Source organism: Caulobacter sp. NIBR1757, assembly GCF_027912495.1.
Lineage (GTDB): Bacteria > Pseudomonadota > Alphaproteobacteria > Caulobacterales > Caulobacteraceae > Caulobacter.
This window is the reverse complement of record NZ_CP115463.1, coordinates 473588-486159: the sequence shown is the minus strand read 5'-3', so window position 1 is coordinate 486159 and position 12572 is coordinate 473588. Positions and strand designations below refer to the sequence as shown.

General features: G+C 67.7%; 6 protein-coding genes. 2 read left to right on the top strand and 4 right to left on the bottom strand.

Going from position 1 to position 12572, the window contains the following annotated elements; all coding sequences use genetic code 11:
- Positions 1-2: 2 nt before the first annotated feature.
- The 3 genes from O5I81_RS02380 to O5I81_RS02370 form a co-directional block, all read right to left on the bottom strand.
- Entirely contained in the window at positions 3-1406 is a 1404-nt protein-coding gene (locus O5I81_RS02380; protein WP_271067339.1) for a flagellar hook protein FlgE, read from the bottom strand.
- A gap of 108 nt (positions 1407-1514) precedes the next feature.
- A complete protein-coding gene (locus tag O5I81_RS02375) occupies positions 1515-2174 on the bottom strand; it encodes a flagellar hook capping FlgD N-terminal domain-containing protein (RefSeq protein WP_271067338.1) in 660 nt (219 codons plus the stop codon).
- Between the two features lie 10 nt (positions 2175-2184).
- On the bottom strand, positions 2185-3552 hold the full coding sequence (locus O5I81_RS02370; RefSeq protein WP_271067337.1) for a flagellar hook-length control protein FliK: 1368 nt from the start codon (positions 3550-3552) through the stop codon (positions 2185-2187).
- A gap of 375 nt (positions 3553-3927) precedes the next feature.
- Between O5I81_RS02370 and flgK the strand changes: the two genes are divergently transcribed.
- Both flgK and O5I81_RS02360 read left to right on the top strand, forming a co-directional pair.
- The gene (gene flgK, locus O5I81_RS02365) at positions 3928-6045 is read left to right on the top strand and encodes a flagellar hook-associated protein FlgK (protein WP_271067336.1); all 2118 of its coding nucleotides are present in this window, start codon (positions 3928-3930) and stop codon (positions 6043-6045) included.
- A gap of 2 nt (positions 6046-6047) precedes the next feature.
- A complete protein-coding gene (locus O5I81_RS02360; RefSeq protein ID WP_271067335.1) occupies positions 6048-6974 on the top strand; it encodes a flagellin in 927 nt (308 codons plus the stop codon).
- 3 nt (positions 6975-6977) lie between these two features.
- Here the strand turns inward: O5I81_RS02360 and O5I81_RS02355 are convergent, their stop codons facing one another.
- Complete coding sequence (locus O5I81_RS02355) at positions 6978-12299, bottom strand: Calx-beta domain-containing protein (protein WP_271067334.1); 5322 nt, start codon at positions 12297-12299, stop codon at positions 6978-6980.
- Between the last annotated feature and the right edge of the window lie 273 nt (positions 12300-12572).

Below are 12572 nucleotides of genomic sequence, written 5' to 3'. Positions count from 1 at the left end.
AATTATCTCTTGATCGACAGAAGCTCTTCCAGCATCTGATCCGCCGTCGAAATGATCTTCGAGGAGGCCGAATAGGCCCGCTGGGTGATGATCAGGCCGGTGAATTCGCTGGAGAGATCGACGGTCGAGGCCTCCAGGGTCGAGGGCGCGATGGCCCCCGCCCCGCCGGTGCCGGCCGCCTTCAGGCTGTAGGTGCCGCTCTCCATCGTCACCCGGTAGGCGTTGCCGTTGGTGGCCTTGAGGCCATCGGGGTTGGCGAAGGTGGCGATGGCCACCTGGGCGATCTGGCGGCTGATGCCGTTGTCGAAGATGGCGGTGACGAAGCCGTCCTCGTCGATCTCGACATTGGTCAGATTGCCGAAGGCGGTGCCGTTGGTGTTGACGGCCTGGACGATCGACGGGCTGTCGTACTGGGTCAGGCCGCCGGCGCCGCCGGCGATGTCGATGCGGATTTCCTGGTCGTCGATACCCAGGCCCGTGGCCCAGTTGGCCTCGCCGGCGCCGGGCGCACCATCGGCCGAGGCCCCGAAGTTCAGCACCGGATCGTCGGCGTCCAGCAGGGTGGTGGCGCTGCTGTCCAGACGGCCGTCGGGGGTGAAGGCGACGATACCGGTCTTCAGTTGACCGTTGCTGAGCCCGGCGCCGGTGACGACGTCGCTGGCCGGCACGGCGCGAATTTCGGCGTACCACTGGTTGGGCACGTTGCTCTTCAGGAAGTCGACCTGCAGGGTCCGCTTGCCGCCCTTGGAGTCCGACGCCGGAATCTGGATCGAGAAGTCCGGCTTCACCCCGGTGCCCAGCTCGGCGTCGTACATGGCCATCGAGTTGGTGGCGGCGTTATAGCCGGGAAGTTCGGCCGAAACGGCCTGGCTGGATTTCAGGTTGGCGCTGATCGCCACGCGGGTGGTCGGCTCGGCCGCGCCGCCGACGTTCGACACGTTGATCGAGCTGAGGCGCGATAGGTCCGACGGATCGGTGGTGATGACACCCTGGTCGTCGACGAGCCAGCCCTGGAGATAGAGGCCGGCCTCGTTCTTCAGATAGCCGAGGTTGTCGAGCTGGAACGAACCAGCGCGGGTGAAGGCGCGAGCGTCGCTCGACTGCAGGTCTTCCGGCTTTTCGGTGACGACGAAGAAGCCCGAACCGCTGATGGCGAGGTCGGTGGTGTTGGAGGTCGACTGCGGCAGGCCCTGCTGCGTCACATACTGCCGCGTCTGGGCGGTGACGCCACCGGCGGCATAGGTGGCGTTGCGGCTGTTGCCGGAAACCAGGGTCTGGAAGTTGGCCTGGCTGCGCTTGTAGCCGACCGTGTTGACGTTGGAGATGTTGTCGGAAATCGCGGCGAGGGCCGACGAGTTCGCGACCAGACCAGACACCCCGGCGAGCATGGCGCTGTTGATGCTCATTGGTTTCTTATCCTTGCCTAAGCGGAAATGGGTTCACTTGGGCGCGTTTTGCGTTCGCGGAGAGATCCGCTCCGGGGCCATTCGGGCCCCGCTGTGTTCGGGTCGTCGTCAGATCGTGTTGGCCACGGCGGTGACGGCGCTGATCGGCACGCGGGTCTTGCCGATGGTGACGATGTTGGTGCCATCGATGGACTGCACGGCGGTGGCGACGCCGGTCAGGGTCTGGATGGCGGAGAACTTGGTTCCGGACATGTCGGTCGGCGTGATCCGCAGGCCGTAGTCGCCGTCGGCGAGTTGGGTCCCGAGGTTGTTCTTGCCGTCCCACTCGAAGGTCTTGTTGCCGGCCTCGGTGGCGGTCAGCACTTTGCTGGCGACCACGTTGCCCTTGGCATCGATGACGTCCAGCTGCACGTTCGAGGCGCCGCGCGGAAGGTTGTAGCTCCAGGTCGCCTTGCCATCCTGCAGGGTGGCGGCGCCGGTGGTGGCGGTCACCGTCTTGCCGATCAGGTTGACCGAGCCGGCCAGGCCGCCGTCGCTCATGCCGACCAGGGCGGCCAGCAGGTCGTTGGTCAGCAGCTGCTGCTCGACGCCGGTCATCTGGACGATCTGCTGGGTGAACTGGCTCGAATCCATCGGCGACAGCGGATCCTGGTTCTTCAACTGGGTGGTCAGGAGGCTGAGGAACGTCTCGGTGCTGTCGGCCAGCCGGGTGCGGCTGTCGCTGATCTTGTCGAGGACGTTGGCGCCGGAGGAGACGGAATCGACCATGTGAGGCGTCCTAGATCAGCAGGTCCAGGCCACGGCGGGCCTGGTATCGGATGGGGGTGGCGGTCAGCTCTTCGTCGAGGGCCCCCTGGGCCCGCGCGAAGGCCTTGCCGGCCTGTTCGGAGCGGCCCGACTGGCTGTCGGCGGCCTGTTGCTGGCGGCGCTCGCCGCTGAGGTCGAAGGTCAGGGCGCCTTCGGCCAGGCTGAAGCCGGCCTGTTCCAGCGCCGTGCGCAGCTCCTGGGCCCGGCCCCGCAGTTCGTTGAGGCCGACGGCGCTGTCGAAGCCCATCTGGGCGGTCAGCTTGCCGTCGGCGCCGATCTCGACGCTGACATCGACCTTGCCGAGGCCATGCGGATCCAGCTGCAGGTCGAACTTGGTCGACTGGCCCTCGAGCTTGTCGAGAATGCCGGCCGCGAACTTGGCCACCGTCTCCGGGGCCCCGCGCGCCTGGGCGGCGAGGGCGCTGGCTCCGGCGGCGGCGGCATCCAGCCTGGCGGTCAGGGCCTGGAAGCTGGCGTCGGGGTTGCGGACCGGCGCCTCGGCCGTCTCGGCCTCCCGGGCGACCACCTCGACCGGCGCGAGCGGGTCGGACTCAGCCTCGGCGACCTCACCGGCGGCGGCGAGGCTGGCCGCCGCCGACGCGGCGTCGGCCGTCTCGACCTTGACCCCCTTGCCGTCGGAAACCGGCGCGGTCTTGCGCGTCGGGGTCGTCGCCCTGGCCTCGACCGGCGGCGGGGCGGGGGCCGCGACCGGCGCGGCGGCGGCCGGGGTCTGGCCGATGTCGGTCAGCTGCACGACCGCCTGGTCCGCCGTCTCGACGGCGGCCGGGGCGACCGGCTCGGTCGGCGCCGGGGTCGCCGGGATCAGGCTCTGCAGCGACTGGGCGGCGGTCTGCCCCTTCACCGGCTTGATGCGTTCGAGGAGGGCCGGATCGACGGGCTCGGGCTTGTGCTGCGCCAGCAGGGCCTCGAGATCGGCCGCGGCGGCCTGGCTCTTGTCGGTCGCGTCGGTCTCGGCTTCGGCCTGGGGAAGGATTGTCGCCGCCTCAACGGACGGCCCCTTGGCCGGGGGAACGGCGCAGGTCACCGGCGTGGCGGTCTCTTCGGGAGCCGCCTGACTCATCGCCTGGGTCAGCCAGGCCGAAGCGCCGGCCTGACCCAGCAGCGCCGCCAGGTCGCCGGTCTCGGCGGGGGTCTCGACGCTGGTTTCGGCCGTCTCGCCGCCCACCGTCGCCTGCCCGTCGGCGCCACCCAGCGGGGACTGGCCCAGCACCGCCAGAAGCGCCTCGAAACCACCCATGGCGCCACCCACGGTATCACCCATGGCCAGCCGGGCGGCCGGCTGGACGAAGGAAGCGATGATGGCGGCGGGCGCGGTCATGTCGCGGGGGGAACCTTGATGAGGAAGTCTGGCGGCGCCTGCTGCGCCCGGCTCATTCGGTCCTCCCCAAGCAACGCCCGGGCCAAGTGCTCAACAGATTGTTTTTATTGGATTTTGCCTTGATCGACGGGGCGGCGCCGTTAACACCTGTGGCGAATCTTGCCGGGCTCGCCCGGTCGAAAAGGACCGGGTGCGGAAGAGGCTGCGCAGTTGGCGCCGTCCTTGCGCAACCCCTTTCGAGCCTTCCCGGCGCTTCAGAAGGAAGCCCAACAAAATCAAAGCCTTGGTTTAGACCCTATACGCGCGGGCACGGCCCCGCCCGGCAGAAACCGCCGGTTCGCGTCAGGTCTTGCCCGGCAGGAGTTGCGAAGGGCCATGTCCCTCAACAGCATCATGTCCTCGGCCACCACCGGCCTGATGGCGGCCCAGACCGGCCTGCGGGCCGTCTCGGACAACATCGCCAACGTCAACACCGCCGGCTACGTCCGCAAGCTGGTCAACCAGCAGCCGCTGATCAGCGCCGGCCTGGGTGTCGGGGTCGATGTCGCCAAGGTGGTGCTGGCCAGCGACAAGTTTCTGCAGAGCGCCGCCCTCAAGGCCACGTCAAGCGCTGGTTCCTCCGGCGTCATCGCCGACATGCTGGACCGCACCCAGGCCGAGTTCGGCGATCCCTCGACGGACTCCAGCTTCTTCACCCGGCTGGACAACATCTATTCGGCCTTCTCCGCCGCCGTTGATGATCCCAACTCGACGGTGCGCCGCGGCACGGCGGTCAACCAGCTCAGCGACTTCCTGACCGAGTCCGGCCGCATCTCGACCCAGATCAAGAGCCTGCAGGACGAGGTCGACAGCCGCATCCAGGCCAAGGTCGAGCGCGTCAACCAGCTGCTGGCCGAGATCGACAGCCTCAACTCCGACATCACCCGCAGCTCGGTGATCAGCGGCGACGCCACCGGCTCGGAGAACCTGCAGATCCAGCGCATCAACGAGCTGTCCTCGCTGATCGACGTCAATATCCAGTCCCGCGCCCAGGGCGGCGTCGTGGTCCGCGCTTCCGACGGCCTGCCGCTGGCCGGCCAGGGCGGCGCCGCCCGCCTGGCCTTCGTGCGCACGCCCGGCGCGGCCGGGGAGATCAATGTCACCATGGCCGGCGCCTCCGGCCCGACCTCGATGCGCGCCCGTCTGACCGGCGGCGAGATCGCCGGCCTGCTGCAGCTGCGCGACACCGACCTGCCGAACATCAGCGCCGAACTGGGCGAGTTCGTGTCGGGCGCGGTCGACGAACTGAACCGCGCCCACAACGCCGCCGCCAGCGTGCCGCCGCCGACCACCATGACCGGCCGCAACACCGGCCTCGACCTGCCCACCGCGCTCGGCGGTTTCACCGGCAAGACCTCGCTGGCGGTGGTCTCGCAGACCGGAACCCTGCAGCGCCAGATCGACATCGACTTCACCGCCGGAACCATGAGCGTCGATGGCGGCGCGGCGACCGCCTTCACCCCGGCCAGCTTCCTGACCAACCTGAACACCGCCCTGGGCGCCTTCGGCTCGGCCAGCTTCACCGACGGGGCGCTCAGCCTGTCGGCGACCGGAACCAACGGCCTGGCCTTCGCGGAGGACGCCACCTCGCCGTCGGCCAAGACCGGCAAGAGCTTCTCTCACTTCTTCGGCCTCAACGACCTGGTCTCCACGACCGGCTTCGCCAACTACGAGACCGGCCTGCGCCCGACGGACCCGCATGGCTTCACCGCCGGCGACGAGATCACCCTGCGCATCGCCGCCGCCGACGGGGCCCGCATCCGCGACATCAACGTCGCCGTCCCGGCCGGCGGCACGATGCAGGACCTGCTCAATTCCCTGAACGACAACACCACCGGCGTCGGCCTCTACGGCCAGTTCGGCCTCGACGCCAACGGCCAGATGAGCTTCACCCCCGGCGCCGCCGGCTACGCCATGACCGTGGTCAGCGACAACACCGAGCGCGGGGCCGGCGGACCGTCGATCACCGAACTGTTCGGCGTCGGCGAGGCCCAACGCGGCGGCCGGGCCGAACGCTACACCGTGCGCAGCGACATCAAGGCCGACTCCGCCAAGCTCGGCCTGGCCACCCTCGATCTCGCCCAGGCGGCCTCCGGCAACCCGGTGCTGTCGGCCGGCGACGGCCGCGGCGCCCTGCTGCTGGCCCAGTCAGGCGGGGTCAACAGCCGCTTCGACGCGGTCGGCACCCTCAGCGGCGTCTCGATGAGCGTCACCCGCTACGGGGCGGAACTGGCCGGCTCCATCGGCCGGCGGGCCGACTCGGCCGCCTCCCGGCAGGAGAGCGCCCAGGCCGTCGCCGAGGAGGCTTCGGCCCGCCGCGCCTCGGTCGAGGGGGTCAACCTCGACGAGGAGCTGATCGCCATGACCACCTACCAGCAGGCGTTCAACGCCTCGGCCCGGATCATCCAGGCCAGCAAGGACCTCTATGACATCCTCCTCGGCATGGTGAACTGAGCATGAGCCGCGTCTCCACAAGCCACAGCTACTCCGTCGTCCTGCGCGACCTGATGCGGGCCACCAACAGCCAGGAGCAGGCCCAGGGCCAGGTCTCCAGCGGCCGGGTCGGCGACAGCCTGCGCGCCTTCGCCCCCAAGGTCGAACAGCTGATCGCCGCCAATTCGGTCAAGGCCCGGGTCGAGGGTTATCTGGAACAGGGCAAGCTGACGACCTCGCGCCTGGAGGCCCAGGACCTGGCCTTGCGCACGACCGCCGATTCCGCCGACGGGGCGCGCACCACCCTGGCCGAGGCGCTGGCCAGCGATCGCGGCGACGCCATCATGGGCGAGCTGCAGGGCCACTTCCTGACCGCCGCCGAGTCGTTGAACACCCAGCAGGGCGGCCGCTACCTGTTCGCCGGCGCCCAGGTGAACACCCGCCCGGTCGATGCCAGCCGCCTGTCTGACCTGACCGCCGCGCCGGCCATCGGCGACCTGTTCAAGAACGATGAGCTGAAGCCCGTCAGCCGGCTGGACGACAGCGTCACCATCCAGAGCGGCTTCCTGGCCAGCGACGAGGGCACGGACCTGTTCGAGGCCTTCAAGGAGGTGCAGGCCTATGTCGAGGCCAACGGCGACTTCAGCTCGCCGCTGACGACGGCCCAGAAAACCTTTCTCGAAGGCATGCTTCCCAAGTTCGACGCCGCCAACAAGGCGATCACCGACAGCGCCGCCCTGAACGGCGCCAACCAGGTGCGGGTCGAGAACAGCCTGAACCAGCACGACGACCGCGCCACCCTGTTGAAGGGCGAGATCGCCGACATCGCCGAGGTCGACATGGCCGAGGCCATCAGCCGCCTGGAACAGGCCCAGACGGCCCTGCAGGCCTCGGCCCAGGTGTTCGCCACCCTGAGGGGCAGCTCGCTCCTGGAACTCCTGAGGAGCTGATCCCTACGGGGCGGCGCCGAACAGGTACCAGCCGCCGTTCGTGTCGTTCTCGTCGTTGGCGATGTTGGTGTTGGCCGTCTGGTCGCCGTTGATCCGCAGCTGGTAGTCGATGCGGTTGTCGCCGTTGATGTCGAGCTGGAACAGGGTGGTGTTGGTGCTCTGCGAATAGACCAGCTTGGCCTGGCCGGCGGTGCCGTCGAACACGGACTGGAAGTGCAGCTCGCTGGTGGCCAGGCCGATGACCTCGCCGCTTTCCAGATCGAGGATGCTGTCGGTCTCGATGGCGACGCCGGACATGCCGATCGTGAACTGGCCGCCCGCCACGAAGTAGTCGCGGCCCGAACCGCCGGTGAGCTTGTCGTTGCCCGAGCCGCCGAACAGCATGTCGTCCCCGTCGCCGCCCAGCAGCGTGTCGAGCCCCGCGCCGCCGTAGAGGTCGTCGGCCCCGCCGTTGCCGACCAGGCGGTCGTTGCCGTCCTCGCCGTTCAGGCTGTTGCTGTCGTCGGTGCCGGTCAAGGCGTTGTTGAGCGCATTGCCCGTACCGTCCTGGTTGCCGGTTCCGACAAGGATCAGGTTCTCCAGGTTATCGCCGAGGACGTAGCCGTCGAGCGTGGTGCGGACGGTGTCGATACCCTCGTCGGCCAGTTCGGTGACGGAGTCCCCGAAGCTGTCGACATAGTAGGTGTCGACGCCCAGGCCGCCGGCCATGATGTCGTCGCCGTCACCGCCATCCATGATGTCGTTGCCGTCGCCGCCGTTCAGGGTGTCGTTGCCGAGCCCGCCCTGCAGGAAGTCGTTGCCGCCCAAGCCGTTGATCGTGTCGGCGCCGTTGTTGCCGAAGATCTTGTTGGCGCTGCTCGAGCCGGTGACGGTGGCGCCCGAGACGTAGTCGACGATGATGGTCTCGATCTCGGCGTCGGCGCTCAGAGTGAAGCTGGCGGCGCTGAGATACAGCTTGTCGGCCGTCCCCTCGCCCGTCAGTTCGGTGACCGTGTCGGCGCTGTTGTCAACGTAGTAGATGTCGTTGCCCGCGCCGCCGGCCATGCTGTCGGCGCCCGTGCCGCCATCCAGGGTGTCGGCCCCGTCGCCGCCGGTCAGGGTGTCCGCGCCCGTGCCGCCATAGAGCTTGTCGTTGTCGTCGCCGCCTTCCAGCGTGTCGTCGCCGACCAGGCCGTTGAGGATGTCGTTGCCGGCCCCGCCGATCAGGTGGTTGACGAAGTTGTTGCCGTTGATGGTGTTGTTCTGGGCGTTGCCCGTGCCGTCCTGGGCGAAGGCGGCGACCAGATTGAGGTTTTCGACCCAGGCGCTCAGCACATAGCTGGTCGCCGTCGACTTGACGGTGTCGAAGCCGCCGGTCGCGGTTTCGACGATGACATCGCCGGCGCTGTCCACCGTGTAGGTGTCCGTGCCGTTGCCGCCTTCGAGGGTGTCGTCGCCCGTTCCGCCATCGAGGATGTCGTTGCCCTCGCCGCCGAGCAGGTGGTCGATGCCGCCGCCGCCGAAGATGTTGTCAACGCCGCCGAGGCCGCTGAGGGTGTTGGCGCCGTCGTTGCCGATCAGCTTGTTGTTGACGCCGTTGCCGGTGCCATCGATGTCGCCGACGCCGGCCAGGGTCAGGTTCTCGAAGTTGGCCAGCAGGCTGTAGGTGATGCTGGAGATCACCGTGTCCGTGCCCTGGCCGGCCAGTTCGATCACCACGTCGCCGGCATCATCGACATAGTAGGTGTCGTTGTTGATCCCGCCGGCCATGGTGTCGGCGCCCAGGCCGCCGTTCAGGATGTTCAGCGTCGAGCTGCCGGTCAGGAAGTCATTGTACTGCGAGCCGATGATGTTCTCGATCGAGATCAGGGTATCGCCGGCCGCCCAGCCGCCCGAGGGGCTGTTGGTGCTGGTGGTCAGGTTGACGGTCACCGCGGCGCCTGAGCCGGTGTAGTCGACGGTGTCGAAGCCGCCGCCGCCGTTCAGCACGTCGTTGCCGAGGCTGCCCTCGATCAGGTCGTCGCCGCCGAGGGCGTAGATGGTGTCGTCGCCGGTCAGGTCGCCGCGCGTGGCGCCGAACTTGGCCAGGTAGCTGGCGGCGGTGAAGACGTCATTGCCCTCGGTGGCGATGGCCGCCGAACGCACGAACAGCAGGGAGGCCAGGCCCGGGTCGTGGTCCGACAGCTGGGTGGAGAATTCCGAGTTGATGTGGACGATGTCGTATTGCGCCCCGACCAGCAGGTCGAGGGTGGCGATGATGTTGTCCAGCGCCTGGGCGTTGCCGTCGAAGCTGTAGCTGTAGCGCTCTTCCGGCGGCAGCAGTTCGATCAGCGCCTTCATCACCTGCGTGCCGGTGACGAAGGTGCTGGGAGTGTTGCCCGTGCCGGCGATCATCCGCTGGATCTCGCCGGTGATGATCTCGATGACCGGGAAGATCTGGAAGTCGTTGAAGTCACCGAGCGCGATGACCTTGTCGTTCAGCGGGTTGCCGTCCTGCAGGATGATGTCGATGAAGGCCTTGACCGCCTCGGCCTGGCCCTCGCGCTTGACCGAGTCCGAGTTCAGCGGCTCGGCGTAGTATTCGCTGTCGAGGTTGGAGCCGACCAGGACGGCCGAACCGCCCTTGCTGCTGAAGTGGTTGTTGATCACCCAGAAGCTGCCGCCTTGCGTCTCGGTGTAGCCGGCCGGGGTGAACTCGATGGGGATCGACTTGCGGGTGGCGGCGAAGTCGGCGTCGCCCGTGCCGATGCGGTCCTCGGTCGGGAACTTGGAGATGTAGGGGTTGCTGGTGGCGACCAGGCCATTGCCGGCCGTCGGGGTGACCGAGTCGGCCTGGTAGAGGAAGGCCACCTGGATGTTGCCGCCGCTGACACCGCCTTCGCTGTCATCGACCGGGTCGGACAGGATGCCGTAGTAGCGCACGCCGGTGACCGTGAAGATGGTGTCGATCAGCTGGGTCATGGTCAGCAGCGCGTCGCTGCCGCCGCTCGTGCTGGTGCCGTTGAAGTCCTGCAGTTCCTGCAGGCCGATGATGTCCGGCGTCTTCAGGTTGGTGCCGATGGCGGCGGCCAGGTTGTTCAGGGTGGTCTGGGTGGTCGTGCCGTCACCCCCCGCGAAGCCCAGCGGGGCCAGGTTGCGGACGTTGAAGGTGGCGATCGTCAGCCGGTCGAGGTTTTCCTCGATGGTGGTGGTTTCCTTGACCAGGGTCGAGGCGTTAAAGGTCACTGCCTGGGTGACGTTGACGTCGTAGAAGCCCTGGCCATAGCTGACGATGCCGGTGACGTCGCCGCCGACCACGGTCTGGCCGACGCTGGTGATGGCGCCGATGCTGCCGCCCAACGCCTCGTCGTCGAGCTGGATGCGCTCGGGGTTGAAGTCGAAGGTCTTGTCGACCGGCAACACCCCGTTGGGGCTCTCGTCACTGATCGTCAGGCCGCCCCGGCTGTTGAGGCTGTCGTTGGCGCCGACGTCGGGGGTGACCATCACCTCGCCGAACGAGGACTTGAACGGGCTGGTGGTGTGGACGTCCTGCAGGGTGACCCGCATGCCCTCCAGGCTTTCCCAGAAGTCGATGCCGTCGACAGTGGGGTCGAAGGCGTTGGTCGTCGAGCCGAGGTTGACCAGCGGCGGGGTGTAGTCGGCGCCGTTGGCCGTATCGCCGATGATGACGGCGGTCGGCAGGGCCTGATTGGTGGCCAGCACCTGGATGCTGGTGACGGTGACAAGCTCGGTCAGGGTCAGGTTGGCGGCGCCGCCCGGGGCGAATTCGCTGACCGTGGCGGTGACGCGGATCAGGTTGCCGACCACGATCTCCGGGCCGACCGGGGTGCTGGTGAAGACGTAGATGCCGTCCGAGGTGTTGCGATTGCCGTCCCCGTTCGGGTCCTGCATCCAGTAGCCGTTGCCGTCCTTGTCGATGGCGGTGACGACGCCCAGGGTGGTGACCTGCTGGCCGTTGTAGGCGCTGAAGTGCTCGCCGCCCTGAATGTCGTAGATGCGGGTGACGTCGTCGTTGATGATCGTGCCGGTCGCCGTTCCGTCGGCGATGGTGGTCGAGCCGACCGTGTTCTGGATGTTGCTGATCTCGACGCTGATCGTCTCGTCGGCCTCGATGGTCACGTCGCCGCTGATGGTGACGGTGACGGTCTGGGTCAGGGGGCCGCCGTTGGTGAAGGTGACCGTGCCGCCGCTGACCGCCGTGTAGTCGTCGCCGGCCGTGGCCGTGCCGCCGACCACGGTGTTGAAGTCGACGGTGAAGGCGCTGTTCTCGTCGGTGCGGGTGACCGTGAAGGTCATCGTCGTCGTGCCGGAGTCGCCTTCCAGGACGCTGACGTCGCCGATGGAGACGGTCGGCGGGAAGTCGTCGTTGGTGATCGTGCCGATGCCCTGCGCGTCGGTGACCGTGGCCACGCCGACGGTGTTCACGACGTTGGACAGATTGAGGAAGAACTGCTCGGCGGTCTCGATATCGAGGTCGCCGTTGATGGTGATGCTGACCGTCTGGGTCAGGTCGCCGCCCTGGGTGAAGGTCAGGGTGTTGCTGCTGGCGACGTAGTCGGAGCCGGCGAAAGCGGTATCGGCCGCCGTCGCATAGTCGATGGTGAAGGCGCCCTCGTTGCTGGTCCGGGTGACCGTGAAGGTCAGGACGCTGGTCCCGCTGTCGCCCTCGACGATGCTGACGTCGTTGACGCTGACCGACGAGGCGCCGGTGTCGGCGACGTTGACCGAAACGTTGTCGATGCCGACCTCGTCACGGCTGCCGCTGCCGCTCGCGGCGGTGTGGGCCCAGCGGAGATAGAGGAAGCCGCCGTTCGCCACCGAGGCGCCGGTCAGGGCGAGCGCGGAGTTGGTGACGGAGGTGAAGCTGGTGCTGTCGGCGGTCAGCGCCGTGACCAGCTGGGCCGCCGAAATCGTCGTGAACGTCGTCCCGTCCGTGGACCAGGAGAAGTTCATCGTGTCGGAACGGGCTTCGTTGTTGCGGTAGATCCAGTCGAAGTTGACGGTGATGTCCGTCCAAGCCGCGCCGGAGGTGTTGGCCAGCCGCAGGGTGACATGGGAGTTGGCGCCCTCGGTGAAGTCGCTGCCCGTCGGCTGGAAGGCCATGCCCTTGCCGGCCCCGACGGTGGCGGCATAGACGCCGCCGGTCGTCGGGTTGGTGGTGATGTTGCCGCGCCCGTAGTCACCGGTCCCGACCGTGCCGCCATAGCCCGGCTGGGCATCGCTCATGCCGGTGATCAGCCAGACATTGGAGTTCAGCGTGCCGGTGGACTGGGTGGTCTGGCTGACCGCCGGGGCGAGGCCCGCGCCGGTGTAGTTGTCGAAGGTCTCGGTGAAGATCAGGGTCATTGGTACGCTCCACGGCAGCACGCCTTCGGCCTCGAGCCGGGGCGGTTCTGGGTCTGTATTTGAACGGGTTGGTGAGGGCCGGCGCAGACGGGCGGCGCGATCGCAATCGTCATGTAACGGTACGCCCCCACGAAAAAGCCAGAACTTAACAACCCCTTAAGGACGCCACATGACAGCCTCGCGACGGAAGAGTCGAATCGATTCAGCGGTCGGCGGCGAGTCTTCCACCGCTGTTTTGGCAATCGCCGCCGAAACAGGCTTAAGGTTCGCGCC